Raw genomic sequence first — 14347 nt, 5'->3', positions numbered from 1 at the left:
TTGGCAGGCGACCAACAGGCCTGTGGGGCCGGTATCCCGTTCGGGGTACCGGCCCCTTCCGCGTCAGTCGGCCGTGGTCTGCGGCCACGCCCCGATGCCCACCGGCAGGCACAGCCAGAGGAAGTCCCCCAGCCCGCCGCGGGCGGTCAGTTCCGCTGCCTCCCCCGCGGAGGCGAGGCGGCGGACGTAGCCGGCCGGGTCCGTGGAGGCCAGGGCCAGCGGCGGGCGGGCCCCCGAGACGCCGAGGGCGGTCAGCGCCTCGCGCTGGGTCAGCAGTACCGCCCCCGGGCCCGCGCAGGAGTCCAGGGCCACGTGGGCGGTGACGTCGCAGCCGCCGTCCGGGACGGGCCGCACCTCCCGGCCCGCGCGAAAGCCCGTCAGGGTGCCGTACGGCGGCCGCGCCTCCCGGGTGTGCGCGTAGTCCACCGCCACCGCCAGGCCCCGCTCAACGGTCGCCGCCGCGGCCGCCCAGGCCTCGTCGCGGGACCGTCCGATCTCCGCCCGGCCGGTCCGCTCCGCGCCGGGCCACCAGCGCTCCAGCCAGGCCCGGTCCTCGGCGTCGAGGGGGCCGCCCGGGGACTCCTCACCGTCGCTCGCGACCAGGACGTACCGGCCGTCCTCGACGATCTCCAACGGCACGTTGTCCAACCACTCGTTGGCGAAGAGCAGGCCCTTCGTCCGCTCGGGCGGCCGCGCCACCCACGCGATCCGCGGGTCGAGCCCGTCCGGCCGCTCCGCGCGCTCGACCGCGTACGGCCGCACCCGGGCGGCCACCGCTGCGGGCAGCGCGGCGAGCACCCCGGCCACCAGCTCGCCCCGGCCGGCCGCCATGTCGACCAGGTCCAGCTCCTGCGGGTGCCCCAGCCGCTCGTCCACCCACAGCAGGAGCCGGGCCACCGCCCCCGCGTACAGCCCCGAGGCGTGCACCGAGGTGCGGAAGTGCCCGGCGGGCCCCGGGCCGCCCGGGCGCACGTAGAAGCCGCCGGGTCCGTACAGTGCCGTCTCCATCGCGGTCCGCCACCGGACCGGACCCTCGACTTCTGGCTGAGTGCTCATCGAGCAAAGGTTAAGTTCACCGTCCACCTTGGGGAGTACGCCCCCTCCGCGAGGTTGGCACCTCTGGTTGACTCCAGCACCTGTCGCCGTTCCCTACTCTGGGTTACGTGCAGCGCCTCTACGACTTCCTCCGCAGACACCCGACGGGCGTCGACAGCTTCTGGGCTGTCCTCCTCTTCGGGGCCTCGATGCTGAACGTCGCGGTCGAGGGTTCCACGAGCACGCTCACGAAGGTCGCGACCGTCCCCGTCGTGCTCGCGATGAGCACCGCCGTGGCGCTGCGCCGCAAGTGGACGCAGGCGATGTTCTGGCTCACCCTCGGCGCGGGGGTCTACCAGCTGGTCCTGGGCATCACCGCGGAGGTCTGGGACCTCGCCCTGTTCGTCATCCTCTTCACGGTCGCCGCGAGCGAGGTCCCCCGGTGGGTCTCGCGCACCGCGCTGGGCTGGGGGGTGGCGGCGGCCCCGCTCTACTTCGTGCGGTTCGGGGTGGACAAGGGCGCGAACGACGTCGACAACGTCCTCTTCGCCGTCTTCATGATCGTCCCCTTCGTCCTCGCCTGGGTGCTGGGCGACTCGCTGCGCACCCGCCGGGCCTATTACGCCCAGCTCATCGAGCGCAACCAGCGGCTGGAGAAGGAACGCGAGGCCCAGTCGAAGGTGGCCGTGGCCGCCGAGCGCGCCCGGATCGCCCGCGAGCTGCACGACGTGGTCGCGCACAACGTCTCGGTGATGGTGGTCCAGGCCGACGGCGCCGCCTACGTCATGGACGTGGCCCCCGAGCAGGCCAAGGAGGCCCTCCAGACGATCTCCGGGACGGGCCGCCAGGCCCTGGCCGAGATGCGCCGGCTGCTGGGCGTCCTGCGCACGGGCGAGCCGCAGGAGTCCGAGGACTACGTGCCGCAGCCGGACGTCGAGCAGATCGAGGTCCTGGTCGAGCAGGTGCGGGCGGCCGGGCTCGCGGTGGACTTCGAGGTCGAGGGCGCCCCGCGGCGGCTGCCGAGCGGCGTGGAGCTGACGGCGTACCGGATCGTGCAGGAGGCGCTGACGAACACGCGCAAGCACGGCGGTCCGGACGCGAAGGCGAGCGTGCGGCTGGTCTACTTCGACGACGGGCTCGGCCTGCTCGTCGAGGACGACGGGCGGGGCGCGGCGCACGAGCTGTACGAGGACGGCGGCGCGGACGGCGCCGGGCACGGGCTGATCGGCATGCGCGAACGGATCGGTATGGTCGGCGGAACCCTGGACGCGGGGCCGCGGCCCGGCGGCGGGTTCCGGATCAGCGCACTGCTCCCGCTGAAGAAGCAATGACGATGACGAGGACGAGGTAACCGATGTCCATCCGCGTGATGCTCGTAGACGACCAGGTGCTGCTGCGCACCGGTTTCCGGATGGTGCTGGCCGCACAGCCGGACATGGAGGTCGTCGCCGAGGCGGGCGACGGCCTGGAGGCCCTGGAGGTGCTGCGGTCCACGAAGGTGGACGTGGTGCTGATGGACGTCCGCATGCCGAAGCTCGACGGGGTCGAGGCGACGCGGCGGATCTGCGAGCCCGAGGAGCACCCGAAGGTCATCATCCTGACCACCTTCGACCTGGACGAGTACGCCTTCTCGGGGCTGAAGGCGGGTGCGAGCGGCTTCATGCTGAAGGACGTGCCGCCGGCCGAGCTGCTCGCGGCGATCCGCTCGGTGCACAGCGGGGACGCGGTGGTCGCCCCGTCGACGACGCGGCGGCTGCTGGACCGGTTCGCGCCGATGCTGCCGACGACCACGCAGGAGCCGCAGAACAAGGAGGTCGAGCGGCTGACGGAGCGCGAGCGCGAGGTCATGCTGCTGGTGGCGCAGGGGCTGTCGAACGGTGAGATCGCGGGCCGCCTCGTCCTGTCGGAGGCCACGGTGAAGACGCACGTGGGCCGGATCCTGACGAAGCTGAACCTGCGCGACCGCGTGCAGGTGGTGGTCCTGGCGTACGAGACGGGCCTGGTCCGCGCGGGTGGCGGCGGCGTCGCGTAGCCCGCTGTCGTACGGTTCTCCCCGCCCGGGCCGTCGCGGCGCCGGGCGGGGAGGACGCGGGGTCAGCGCGTGATGAACTCACAGCCCCCGACGACGACGTCGAGCGCCGCGCTGTCCGCCACCAGCAGGTCGGAGCCGCTGCCGCATTCGATCCGGTCGTAGCCGCCGTTGCGGCTGACGATGGTGTCGTTGCCGCCCCTTCCGTTGAAGGTGGTGGCCGACGGCGCGGAGTTCCAGCCGTCGCGGTCGGTGAGCCGGTCGTTCCCGTCGCCGCCGATGATCGTGTCCTGGCCCTCCCCACCGTCGATGTCGCTCGGGATCGAGGTCTTGTTCTCGGCCCTGTCGTCCCGGTCGCCGAGGGACGCCTGGATCCGGGTCACGCCGGTGCCGCAGCGTACGGAGTGGCTCGTCACCTGCTGGCACCCGGAGCCGGCCGTGAGCGTGCTCGCCGAATCCGTGACCAGCAGGTAGCCGGGAGCGGTGTCGAACGTGACGTTGTTGACCTCCCCCGCGAGGGCGGAGAAGAGCACGGTGCCGCCGTTGCGGATCACGAACGACGGGGCCGCGGAGGCGGGGGCGGCGAGCGCCACCGACAGGGCGAACGCGGTGAGGGCGGGGGCGGCGATGCGGAGGTACGGGTTCATGGGTGTGCAGTCCCTTTGGGTTGCGGGGTCGCCGGATCGGGTCGAGGATCCGTCGCCCCGTTCGCTACCCGGAGTCACCGATGGGCCCATGTGATCATCGGAGAGTTACCTCCTGTGCCGCGCCCAACCCCTCGTCCGGCCCTGGAGGCGCTACGTCATCCAGCGGTCCGGGCGGGCCGAGGCCCGCGAGGTACGGGCGCGGGCGGCCTGGGCGGCCAGCAGGCCCCCGGCCTCGCCGGCCTCGCGCAGTCGGGCGGTGACCGTACCGTTCGCGCCGGTGTCCACGTGGACGTCGGCGAGGCCGCGGAAGCGTTCCCAGGGGCCCTGGGTCAGCCGGACGCTCTGCACCTTGGCGTGCGGGACGATCTCCGTACGCCGGCACAGGCGGCCGCGCCGGGCCGCGAACACGTCCGGGGAGACGGCCAGGCCGTACCCCTTCCACCACACCGGCACCACCCAGCGCGCGGCCTTCCGCGGCGAGCCGTCGAAGGTCAGCTCCGCCAGGTCGACGCCCGGCAGGATGCGCGCGATCACGGCGTGGGCGGCGGCCCTCGGGGCCACCGGTACCAGCAGCCCGTTCTTCGAGCCGGCCACGGCCAGCTCCACCCGGACCCAGCCGCGCCGGCGCCACAGCAGCGGCTCGACGATCCGTACGCTCTGGACGCGGCCGGGCGGCACCGTCTCGTGGGCCCGGTCCAGCAGTCCGTGGTCCAGGCGCAGCCCGTCGGGGGACTCGGCGACGGTCCAGTCGTACTCGGCGAGGAACCGGCCCGCGCTGCCCTGCCAGACCGCACCGGCCAGCGGGAGCAGCACGACCAGGGCCGCCCACGGGCTGGGGCTGAACGTGAACACGAGCACCAGCGCGGTGAGCCCGCCGACCAGCGTCGCCGAGAAGCCGAGGCTCAGGACGAGGGACAGCACGAGCTCGCGCGGCCCGACCCGCAGCAGCTCCCGCTCGGGGGCCTCGCCGAGGCGCACCGCCTCCTCGGGGGCGAAGCCCGCGGCCCGGGCGAGGAGCTCGGCGCGCAGGGCGACGGCGTCCTTCTCGCCGAGGAAGGCCAGCTCGTCCTTCTCCTCGGTGCCGATCACGTCGAGCCGCAGGGAGGCGACCCCGATCAGCCGGGCCAACAGGGGCCGGGTGACGTCGACGGCCTGGATCCGGTCGAGCCGGATGTGCGCGGTGCGGCGGAAGAGCAGCCCGCTGCGGATGCGCAGCTCGGTGTCGGTGATGGCGTAGTGGGTGAACCACCAGCTCAGCAGCCCGTACACGCCGAAGACCAGGACCAGGCCGAGCACGACCGTCACCCGGACCGGGGCGGACAGCTCCCCGATCCACTCCTGCGCGCGCTCGCCCTGCTGGGCTATCACGCCGACGGTCGCCGCGATCGGCACCCAGGCCCGCCGCAGGGGGGTGAAGGGGTGCAGCCGCCTGCCCGCGGCGGGCGCGGCGGCGGGGGCGGCGCTGTCGAAGGCGGCGGGGGCCGCATCGGGGGTGGCGGCCCCCGCGAACGCGGGGGCCGCGCCGGCGGCGGGGGGCTGCGGAGGTTCGTCCACCGGACTGGAGGTCACAGGCCCGCCGACCTTGCCTCGCCGAGCTCCGTCAGGCGGTCGCGCAGGCGTTCCGCCTCGGCCGGGGCCAGGCCCGGGATCTTGGCGTCGGTGGCCGCGGCCGCCGTGTGCAGCTGCACCGAGGCCAGCCCGAAGCGCCGCTCCAGCGGGCCCGAGGTGACCTCGACGAGCTGCATCCGCCCGTACGGGACCACGGTCTCCTCCCGCCACAGCACGCCCCGGGTGATCAGCAGGTCGTCGGCGCGCTCCGCGTACCGCCACGACCGCCAGTTCCGCCCCAGCAGCACCCAGCCCCAGACCGCCGCCGCCGGCCACACCAGCGCGAGGCCCGCCCACGCCGGCCCCGCCCACAGGGCCGTCAGGACGCCGGTCGCCGCGGCGAGGAGCACCGTCCACGTCGCCAGCAGCATCCGCCGCATCACGAGCAACCCACCCGGCAGCCCCACCCACTCGGGCGACGCCGTCTCACCCACTGTCCCCGTATCCATCCCCACACCCTAGGGCTGAGACAATGCCCGCATGACGGAGACCACGGTCGGTATCGGCGGCGCGGCGGAAAGCACCGACATGGTGCTCAACATCGGCCCCCAGCACCCTTCCACGCACGGTGTGCTGCGGCTGCGCCTCGTCCTGGACGGGGAGCGGATCGTCAGCGCCGACCCCGTGGTCGGTTACATGCACCGCGGCGCCGAGAAGCTCTTCGAGGCCCGCGACTACCGGCAGATCGTGATGCTCGCGAACCGCCACGACTGGCTGTCCGCGTTCTCCAACGAGCTCGGCGTGGTCATGGCCGTCGAGCGGATGCTGGGCATGGAGGTACCCGAGCGCGCGGTGTGGATGCGCACGCTGCTGGCCGAGCTGAACCGGGTGCTGAACCACCTGATGTTCCTCGGCTCCTACCCCCTCGAACTGGGCGGGATCACCCCGATCTTCCACGCGTTCCGCGAGCGCGAGGAGCTCCAGGCCGTGATGGAGGAGATCTCCGGCGGCCGCATGCACTACATGTTCAACCGCGTCGGAGGCCTCAAGGAGGACCTCCCGGCCGGCTGGCTCGGCCGCGCCCGCGAGGCCATCGCCGACGTCCGCACCCGCATGGACGTCTACGACAAGCTGGTCCACGGCAACGAGATCTTCCGCGGCCGCACCCGCGGCGTCGGCGTCCTGTCCCGGGAGGCCGTGCACGCGTACGGGGTCTCCGGCCCGATCGCCCGCGCCTCCGGCGTCGACTTCGACCTGCGCCGCGACGAGCCGTACCTGGCCTACGGCGAGCTCCAGGACGTCCTGAAGGTGGTCACCCGCACCGAGGGCGACTGCCTGGCCCGCTTCGAGGTGCTGCTCGACCAGACCCACAACGCCCTCGACCTGGCCGTGGCCTGCCTGGACCGGATGGACGAGCTGCCTCCCGGCCCGATCAACCAGCGCCTGCCCAAGGTGCTGAAGGCGCCCGAGGGCGAGACGTACGCCTGGACCGAGAACCCCCTCGGGATCAACGGCTACTACCTGGTGTCGAAGGGCGAGAAGACCCCGTACCGACTGAAGCTGCGCAGCGCCTCCTACAACAACATCCAGGCCCTGTCGGTGCTGCTGCCCGGGCAGCTCGTCGCGGACATGGTGTCGATCCTCGGCTCGCTGTTCTTCGTCGTCGGCGACATCGACAAGTGACGATCCTCGCCCCGTGACCGGGGCGATTCCGGCTACGACGTCACCCGCCACCTCGGCGGCGTGCTCTTCGACGCCATCGGCGGTGTCGCCATCGGCGATGTCTTCGGGCGCCGGCTCGACGACCTGACCCCGGCGGACCGGACGGCCCTGTGGGCGCGGGTGGACCGGGCACACGCCGTGTGGCTCGCCTCCCGGTCGTGACGGTGCTCGACCGTAAGGTGAGGAAATGACCACCACCACTGGCATATTCACGGGCTATCTGCGGCGACTCGGCATCACCGAACCCCACGTCCCGTCCGTGGAGGGGCTGTTCGCCCTCCAGCGCGCGCACCTCGAACGCGTCTCGTACGAGAACATCGACATCTACCTGGGCCGGCCGCCCGCCATCGACCCCGAGCTGTCGGCGGTCCGCTTCGGCGCCGGACGGGGCGGCTACTGCTTCCACCTCAACGGCGGTTTCGCCGCCCTCCTGGAATCGCTCGGGTACGACGTCACCCTGCACGTCGGCGGGGTGGACGAGGACCCCTCCGCCCGGACGGCCAACGGCAACCACCTCGCGCTGACCGTACGCGTCGACGGCGAGGCCTTCTTCGTCGACGCCGGTCTGGGCGACGGTCCGTTCGAGCCGCTCCCGCTCCGCGGGGGCGCCTACGAGCAGGGCGGGTTCGGCTACCGCATGGAGCCGCTCGACGGTCCCGAGCCGGGCTGGACCTACCACAACCCCGGTGGGCCCTTCCCCGTCATGAACTTCCTGTCCGCCCCGGCCACCATGGCCGACTTCGACGCCGAGCACCTGCGGCTCTCGACCGCCCCGGACTCCCCCTTCGTACGGACCTTCGCGGCGCTGCGCCGCGACGCCACGGGCATCGACCTGCTGAGGGGGCGGGTGCTGAGCCGGGTCGACCCGGAGAAGGGCCCCGTCGAGCGGGAACTGGGCGGCCCCGAGGAGCTGTTCGACGCGCTGTCCGGCGTCTTCGGGCTGGAGCTCGGCGAGTTGTCCGCGGCCGACCGGGAGGAGCTGTGGGCGCGGGTGCAGCGGGCCCACGAGGAGTGGCTGGCCTCCCGGGAGGGCTGACGACCGCAGGCGGGGCCGGTGCGGCGAGGCCGGTGCGGCGAGGCCGGTGCGGCGGGGTCGGTGCGGCGGGGTCGATGTCGGTGCGGCAGGGCAGACTTGGGTTCATGTCCCACTCTCCCCGCCGGGCCTGCCCCGCCTGCGGCCGCGACTGCGCCGTCACCGCCGGTCGGATCGCCCGCCACGACCCTCCGGCCGGGCGGATCCGCGGCGACATGGTGTCCTGCCCGGGATCCCGGGCCCGGGTGGTCCTGGGCGCCTCGGCCCCGGTGCTGGACGGCTTCGTGCTGCCCGAACACCCGGGGCAGCTCCCGCTGTTCTGAGTGCGCGTACGGGGGTTTGCCCCATCAACCGCCGTAGTGCCGACCGGATGTCGACGCGCGTCCGCCGTCCGTAGCGTTCCCGTCATGACGAACACACGGATACCGAAGCGGTGGCTGCGGCGCGGGGCCGCGGCCGTGGCCCTCGCGGCCGTACTCGCCGGGGTCGCCGCCCCCGCCGCCCTGGCCGTGCCCACGGCCGCGTCCCAGGGCGCCGCGCAGCGCGGCGCCCTGCTCTCCGTCACCCCGGTCGGCTCCCTGGACCGCGCGGGCGTCGTCGCGTACGTCTGCGACCACGGCATGGACGCGGGCACGGTCCGCCACGGGATCAGCGCCTACCGGCTGACCTACGCCACGGTCGACCCGCAGGGCCGCCCGACCACGGCCACCGGGCTGCTCGTCCTGCCGCAGGGCGGCCCGCGCCGCCTCGACCTGGTCTCCTACACCCACGGCACCACCGCCCACAAGGACGACGCACCGTCGGGCGGGGCCGGCTCCAACCGGCTCGCCCCGTACCTGCACGCCGCGGCCGGCCGGGCCGTCGCGGCCCCCGACTACCTGGGCCTCGGCGGCGGGCCGGGCCCGCACCCGTACGTGGACACCGCCTCCTCGGTCACCGCCTCCGTGGACATGCTGCGTGCCGCCCGCACCGCGGGCGACCGGCTGGGCCGTCCCGTGACCCGGGACGTCTACGCCACCGGCTTCTCGCAGGGCGGCCAGGTGGCGATGGCCCTGGGCCGCGAGCTGTCCCGGCCCGGCGGAGGATTCCGGCTGCGGGCGCTGGCTCCGATGGCCGGGCCCTACGACCTCAGCGGCTCCGAGGTCCCCGGCATCATCGACGGCCGGGTCGCGCCGCGCACCGCCGTCTTCTACCTCTCGTACTTCCTCACCGCGCAGAACCGGCTCCACCCGCTCTACAAGGACCCGGCCGAAGTCTTCCGCGCACCTTATGCACAGGCTGTGGAAAGTCTGTTCGACGGGAGCCACCACGAGGAGGAGATCGTCGGAGCACTGCCCGCGACACCGCAGGAGCTGCTCACCCCGGAGTGGTACGAGAACGTCCGCGCCCCGCGCGGCGAACTGCGTGCGGTCCTCGCGGCGAACGACGGCGCCTGCGCCTGGAAGCCGGCCGCGCCCGTGCGCCTCTACACGGGCAGCGCCGACACCGACGTGCCGATCGCGAACAGCCGTGCCTGCGCCGCCGACCTGGCCCGCCACGGGGTCCGGGCCCGCGTCGTCGACCAGGGACCGGACGCCGACCACTTCACGACGGCGATGCGCTCGGCCCCGCAGGTGAGCCGCTGGTTCGACTCGCTGTCCCGGTAGGGACTGCGAAGGAGGCGACCTAGGAGATGGCGGTACGGAGGCGGACCACGTCGATCGGCTCCGTCTCGTCGTGGGCCGTCAGGTCGATGACCTCGCCCGCCGCGGACTCGGTCCGGTCGGCCGCCTGCTCGGCGGGGGTCTCCGCGGAGGGCTGTGCGGCCTCCGCCTCGTGGACCGCGAGGGCCTCGGCGCCGACCACGTCCGCCAGGTCCTCGTTCTGGACGGCCTCGATGGCCGCGCGGGCCTGCGCCGCGTTCTTCGTACCGAAGAAGTCGAAGCCGCCCTCGGCCCGGGAGGCCGGGCGCTGCTGCCTGGAGGCGTACGGGGCCACCGGCGCCGCGGGGCGGCGGGCGGGCAGGGCGGCCGGGCGGGCGTGGGTCTCGGCCGCGGGCAGTTCCGGGCGTGCCTGCTTCTTCGGCTCGGGGTCGGGCTCCGGCTCCGGCCCGGAGGGCTTCTTGCGGGCGAGCGCGAGCATGGCCGCGTGGGCCCGGGCGTAGCCGACCGCGGTGGGCGCGCCCGCCGAGGTGCGCTCCTCGGTGACCGGCGGCAGTTCCTTCGGCGCGGACGCCGGGGCCGCTTCGGCGGCCTCGATCGCGAGCAGCCGGCGGCCCTCCAGGGCGCTGGCGCGCTCGGTCTCGGCGGTCGCGTAACGGCGCAGCAGCGCGGCGTGCTCACCGCGCAGCCCTGCCAGTTCGACCCGCTTGGCGCGCAGCTTGGCTTCGAGCCTGGCGCGCAGCACCCGGGCCTCTTCGAGGTCGGACTCGAGCTCGGCTATCCGCTCTTCCGTCTTCCACTCGTCCTTGACCCGCTCGCGGGCGAGTTCCGCGACGCGTCGGCCGGCCGCGCGGTCCCAGGCCCGCATGACGACGGCCCCGGCGACTCCGGCGCCCGCCGTGAGGGCCACGAGGAGTCTCAGCGCCAGCGGTTCCGCGAGCAGCCAGGCGACGCCGGCGCCGGCGACGGACACACCGGCGACGGACGTGGGCGTGAGCAGCCGGTGCAGGGGTTCGGGATTGCGGTGACGTCCACGGGGCATGGCCTGAAATTTACAGGGCGTGGCCCTCGATTGGAGTACCCGCCCGGGAAACTGTTCCCAGGCGGTTACCCGTCATTTCCACCGCAAACCGTGTGACTGTTGCTTCTTCCGCTACTTCACGAGGCCCTTGGACCGCAGATAGGCCTTGGCCACGTCCGCCGGCTTGGCGCGCTCCGCGTCGACCTTGCGGTTCAGGTCGACGAGGTCGGCCGTCGTGAGTGCCTTGGTCAACTTGTCGAGCGCGGCCGCGATCTCCGGGGCTCCGGCGTCCTTGGCGTTGACCACGGGCAGCACGTTGTCGGCGTTCTGGAGCTTCTTGTCGTCGTCGAGCAGGACCAGTCCGAAGCCGTCGAGCGTGGCGTCGGTGGTCGTGGTGAGCACCAGCTGGTCCGCGCCGTCCTTGACGGCCTGCTTGGCCTGCGGGGTGCCGACGCCCTTCGGGTCGATACCGGAAACCTGAATTCCGTATGTCTTGGTCAACCCGGGTGCGCAGAAGGGGCGGACGGCGCATTCGTCACCCGCCGCGATCTTCACCTTGAGGCCGGACTTCCCGAGATCGGAAAGGGTCTTGAGGTTGTTCTTCTCGGCGAATTCCTTGGTCACCGCGAAGGCGTTCTGGTCGACCGCCGAGCCCGCGGGCAGCGCCTTCAGCCCGAGGGGGCCGGCGAGCTTGTCCAGGCCCGCCACGGTCGCCGCCACGTCACTGGAGGCGACCGGCTTCTCCTCCGGCGCCTTCGGGCCGTTCACCTTGGCGTTGAGGAACTCCGCGAGCGTGGCCGCGTACTCCGGGACGACGTCGATCTCGCCCTTCTCCAGCGACGGCTCGTACAGCTCGCGGTTGTTGACCGTCTTTATCGAGGTGCTGTAGCCGGCGTCCTTGAGGACCTGCGCGTACAGCTCGGCCAGCACGTTGGACTCGGTGAACCCGGCGGCGCCGATCACCAGCGCCCCCTTGCCGCCACCGCCGTCGGCCGGGGCGGAGGCGGAGGCTGCGCCCTCCTTGCTCTTCTCCAGGCTGTCGCCGCCGCACGCGGCCAGCGACACCGCCAGCGCGAGGGCGCCCAGGGACGCGCCGGCGACGCGTGTGGTCTTGCTCATGGGGAACTCCGTTCGGGGCGTGGGAAAGAAACGTGGTTCCGTACGGCGCCCCGGTCGGGGTCCGTACGGGCTCGTACGGGGGTCAGCGGGGGCCCGTCCGCGGCAGCAGCCGCTCCGCGGCCACCAGGGCCCCCTCCACGAGCAGGGCGAGCGCAGCCACCAGGAGGGCGCCCGCGACGACCTGTGCGGTGTTGTAGGTGTTGAAGCCGGCCGTGATGATCCGGCCGAGGCCGCCCTGGCCGACCATCGCCGCGATTGTTGCCGTGGCGACGACCTGCACCGCCCCCGAGCGCAGCCCGGTCATCACGAGCCGCCGGGCGAGGGGCAGTTCCACCCGGAAGAAGAGCTGGACACCGGACATGCCCATGCCCCGGGCGGCCTCCACCACCGAGCGGTCCACCTCGCGCATGCCGACGTACGCGTTCGTCAGCAGCGGCGGCACGGCGAAGAGCACGAGCGCGGCGATCGTCGGGAGGTAGCCGGCGTTGCGCAGCGGCGAGACCATGAACAGGGCCAGCACCGCGAAGACGGGCACGGCCCGACCGGCGTTCGACAGGTTCACCGCGAGGGCGCCGCCCTTGCCGAGGTGGCCGAGCCACAGCCCGACGGGCAGGGCCAGCAGGCAGGCGATGCCGAGGGCGACGCCGCTGACGTAGACGTGCTCGGCGAGCCGGTTCCCGACGCCGTTCTCACCGGACCAGTTGGCACCGTCCGCCAGCCAGCTCCAGGCGTCCCCCGCCACACCCAACACCTCAGGCCTCCTTGCCGGCGGGTCGGCGTCCGGCCCGGGTCCACGGCGTGAGCAGCCGCTGTACGCCGAGCAGCAGCAGGTCGGCCACGAGGGCGAGCAGCACGCACAGCAGGGAGGCGGTGAGCACCTGGGCCTTGAAGGAGCTGTTGACCGCCGGGGCGATGAGGTTGCCGAGGCCGCCCTTGCCGACGATGGAGCCGACGGTGGTCAGCGCCACCGTGGACACCGTCGCGATCCGCAGCCCGGCGAACAAGGCGGGCAGCGCGAGCGGCAGTTCGACCTGCCACAGCAGCCGCCCCGGCCCGTACCCCATGCCGCGCGCGGCCTCGCGCACCTCCTCGGGCACGGCCTCCAGGCCGGCCAGCGCGCCCCGGACCAGGATGGTCAGCGAGTACAGCACCAGCCCGGTCACCACGAGCGCCGCCGACAGCCCGAAGAGCGGCAGCAGCAGGGAGAACATGGCGAGCGAGGGGACCGTGTACAGCAGGGTGGTCAGGCCGAGCACGGGCGCGGCCCAGCGGCGGCCGCGGCGGGCCAGCAGGGCGAGCGGGAGCGACACGGCGAGGCCGATGAGGACCGACACGCCCGTGATCCAGACGTGTTCGAGGGTGGCGTCGGTGAGCTCCTGGGACCGGGAGGAGACGTACTCCCAGCAGAACCAGTCGTTCGCCACCAGGCAGCCCCGGCCCGCCATTCCCCTCACCCCCGGTCGTCGAACGTACGTGGGACCGACCCTAACCCCCGAGGGTGTCGATGGCCGGAATCCTTCGCACATGGGCAACACGCCCTTCACAAACCGGCGGCCCCGGTAGGGAAGGATGATGATGTGATCCGATTCGAGCACGTCACCAAGCGCTATCCCGACGGGACGACAGCCGTCGAGGACCTGTCCTTCGAGGTGGCGGAGGGTGAGCTGGTCACGCTCGTCGGCCCGTCCGGCTGCGGCAAGACGACCACGATGAAGATGGTCAACCGGCTGATCGAGCCCACTTCGGGGCGGATCCTGCTCGACGGCGAGGACATCGCCGCCGCCGATCCCGTCGAGCTGCGCCGCCGCATCGGATACGTCATCCAGCAGGTCGGGCTGTTCCCCCACAAGACGGTGCTGGAGAACACGGCGACCGTGCCCAGGCTCCTGGGCACCCCGAAGGCCGCCGCCCGCGCGCGGGCCGCCGAACTCCTCGAACTGGTGGGGCTGGATCCGGCCGTGTACGGGGGCCGCTACCCGGAGCAGCTGTCGGGCGGGCAGCGCCAGCGCGTGGGGGTCGCCCGCGCGCTGGCCGCCGATCCGCCGGTGCTGCTGATGGACGAGCCGTTCGGGGCGGTGGACCCGGTGGTGCGCGAACGCCTGCAGAACGAGTTCCTGTCCCTCCAGCGCACGGTGCGCAAGACGATCCTGCTCGTCACGCACGACCTGGAGGAGGCGATCCGGCTCGGCGACCGCATCGCCGTCTACGGGCAGGGCACCATCGAGCAGTTCGCCCGCCCGGCGGCGGTGCTCGGGGCGCCGGCCACCGACTCCGTGGCCTCCTTCGTCGGCGCCGACCGGGGGCTGAAGCGGCTCTCGGTCACGGTGGTGGAGGAGGCCGACCTGACGCCCGCGCAGGACGGTTCCCCGCTCCCCGCGACGGTGGAGCTGGGCGCGTCGCTGCGCGAGGCCCTCGCCGCCCTGCTCCAGGAGGACTCGGGCCGGATCGGGGTCACCGACCCGGACTCCGGCGCGCTGGTCGGCGTACTGACCCCGGAGGGCGTCCACCGGGCGCTGCGGCGGACCGAACCGCAGCACGCGTAGGGCACCCGGG

16 protein-coding genes are annotated in these 14347 nt (G+C 73.2%); 8 read left to right on the top strand and 8 right to left on the bottom strand.

What is annotated here, in order from left to right:
• Positions 1-63 precede the first annotated feature (63 nt).
• Positions 64-1056, bottom strand: a complete 993-nt coding sequence (locus ACFYZL_RS35160; protein ID WP_388684677.1) for an SAM-dependent methyltransferase — start codon at positions 1054-1056, stop codon at positions 64-66.
• A 107-nt stretch (positions 1057-1163) separates the two neighbouring features.
• Between ACFYZL_RS35160 and ACFYZL_RS35155 the strand changes: the two genes are divergently transcribed.
• Together ACFYZL_RS35155 and ACFYZL_RS35150 are read left to right on the top strand one after the other, a co-directional pair.
• A complete protein-coding gene (locus ACFYZL_RS35155; protein WP_384751054.1) occupies positions 1164-2366 on the top strand; it encodes a sensor histidine kinase in 1203 nt (400 codons plus the stop codon).
• A gap of 23 nt (positions 2367-2389) precedes the next feature.
• Entirely contained in the window at positions 2390-3067 is a 678-nt protein-coding gene (locus ACFYZL_RS35150) for a response regulator (RefSeq protein WP_384751051.1), read from the top strand.
• Positions 3068-3129: 62 nt separating this feature from the next.
• Here ACFYZL_RS35150 and ACFYZL_RS35145 read toward each other — a convergent pair whose 3' ends face one another.
• From ACFYZL_RS35145 to ACFYZL_RS35135, 3 genes are all read right to left on the bottom strand, one after another.
• Complete coding sequence (locus ACFYZL_RS35145; RefSeq protein WP_384751048.1) at positions 3130-3711, bottom strand: hypothetical protein; 582 nt, start codon at positions 3709-3711, stop codon at positions 3130-3132.
• A gap of 150 nt (positions 3712-3861) precedes the next feature.
• Positions 3862-5280, bottom strand: coding sequence for a PH domain-containing protein (locus tag ACFYZL_RS35140; protein WP_388684673.1), 1419 nt, complete (start codon positions 5278-5280; stop codon positions 3862-3864).
• Complete coding sequence (locus ACFYZL_RS35135; RefSeq protein ID WP_384751042.1) at positions 5277-5768, bottom strand: PH domain-containing protein; 492 nt, start codon at positions 5766-5768, stop codon at positions 5277-5279. The genes ACFYZL_RS35140 and ACFYZL_RS35135 overlap by 4 nt, the downstream gene beginning before the upstream one ends.
• 31 nt (positions 5769-5799) lie before the next feature.
• Between ACFYZL_RS35135 and ACFYZL_RS35130 the strand changes: the two genes are divergently transcribed.
• The 5 genes from ACFYZL_RS35130 (at position 5800) to ACFYZL_RS35110 (ending at position 9660) form a co-directional block, all read left to right on the top strand.
• Positions 5800-6942, top strand: a complete 1143-nt coding sequence (locus ACFYZL_RS35130) for an NADH-quinone oxidoreductase subunit D (protein ID WP_384751040.1) — start codon at positions 5800-5802, stop codon at positions 6940-6942.
• A 60-nt stretch (positions 6943-7002) separates the two neighbouring features.
• Positions 7003-7143, top strand: coding sequence for a hypothetical protein (locus ACFYZL_RS35125; protein ID WP_388684670.1), 141 nt, complete (start codon positions 7003-7005; stop codon positions 7141-7143).
• A gap of 25 nt (positions 7144-7168) precedes the next feature.
• Positions 7169-8017, top strand: coding sequence for an arylamine N-acetyltransferase (locus ACFYZL_RS35120; RefSeq protein ID WP_388684667.1), 849 nt, complete (start codon positions 7169-7171; stop codon positions 8015-8017).
• Positions 8018-8121: 104 nt separating this feature from the next.
• Positions 8122-8337: a hypothetical protein gene (locus ACFYZL_RS35115; protein WP_384751033.1), complete on the top strand. Its 216-nt coding sequence runs from the start codon at positions 8122-8124 to the stop codon at positions 8335-8337.
• 84 nt (positions 8338-8421) lie between these two features.
• The gene (locus ACFYZL_RS35110) at positions 8422-9660 is read left to right on the top strand and encodes an alpha/beta hydrolase (protein WP_384751030.1); all 1239 of its coding nucleotides are present in this window, start codon (positions 8422-8424) and stop codon (positions 9658-9660) included.
• Between the two features lie 19 nt (positions 9661-9679).
• On the opposite strand, the gene ACFYZL_RS35105 is transcribed toward ACFYZL_RS35110, so the two are convergent.
• The 4 genes from ACFYZL_RS35105 to ACFYZL_RS35090 form a co-directional block, all read right to left on the bottom strand.
• Positions 9680-10696, bottom strand: a complete 1017-nt coding sequence (locus ACFYZL_RS35105; RefSeq protein ID WP_388684663.1) for a hypothetical protein — start codon at positions 10694-10696, stop codon at positions 9680-9682.
• A 111-nt stretch (positions 10697-10807) separates the two neighbouring features.
• Complete coding sequence (locus ACFYZL_RS35100) at positions 10808-11794, bottom strand: ABC transporter substrate-binding protein (protein ID WP_384757880.1); 987 nt, start codon at positions 11792-11794, stop codon at positions 10808-10810.
• Between the two features lie 82 nt (positions 11795-11876).
• Positions 11877-12542, bottom strand: coding sequence for an ABC transporter permease (locus ACFYZL_RS35095; protein ID WP_388684715.1), 666 nt, complete (start codon positions 12540-12542; stop codon positions 11877-11879).
• Between the two features lie 4 nt (positions 12543-12546).
• Positions 12547-13239 (bottom strand): ABC transporter permease, encoded by a 693-nt coding sequence (locus tag ACFYZL_RS35090; RefSeq protein WP_384582257.1) that lies wholly within the window; start codon positions 13237-13239, stop codon positions 12547-12549.
• Positions 13240-13371: 132 nt separating this feature from the next.
• On the opposite strand from ACFYZL_RS35090, the gene ACFYZL_RS35085 reads away from it, so the two are divergent.
• Positions 13372-14337 carry an ABC transporter ATP-binding protein gene (locus ACFYZL_RS35085; RefSeq protein WP_384757884.1) on the top strand — a complete coding sequence of 322 codons (966 nt, stop codon included), beginning with the start codon at positions 13372-13374 and terminating at the stop codon, positions 14335-14337.
• Positions 14338-14347 lie beyond the last annotated feature (10 nt).

This window comes from Streptomyces sp. NPDC001717 (assembly GCF_042892775.1).
Taxonomy (GTDB): Bacteria; Actinomycetota; Actinomycetes; order Streptomycetales; family Streptomycetaceae; genus Streptomyces.
This window is presented reverse-complemented; position numbering and strand designations above follow the sequence as displayed.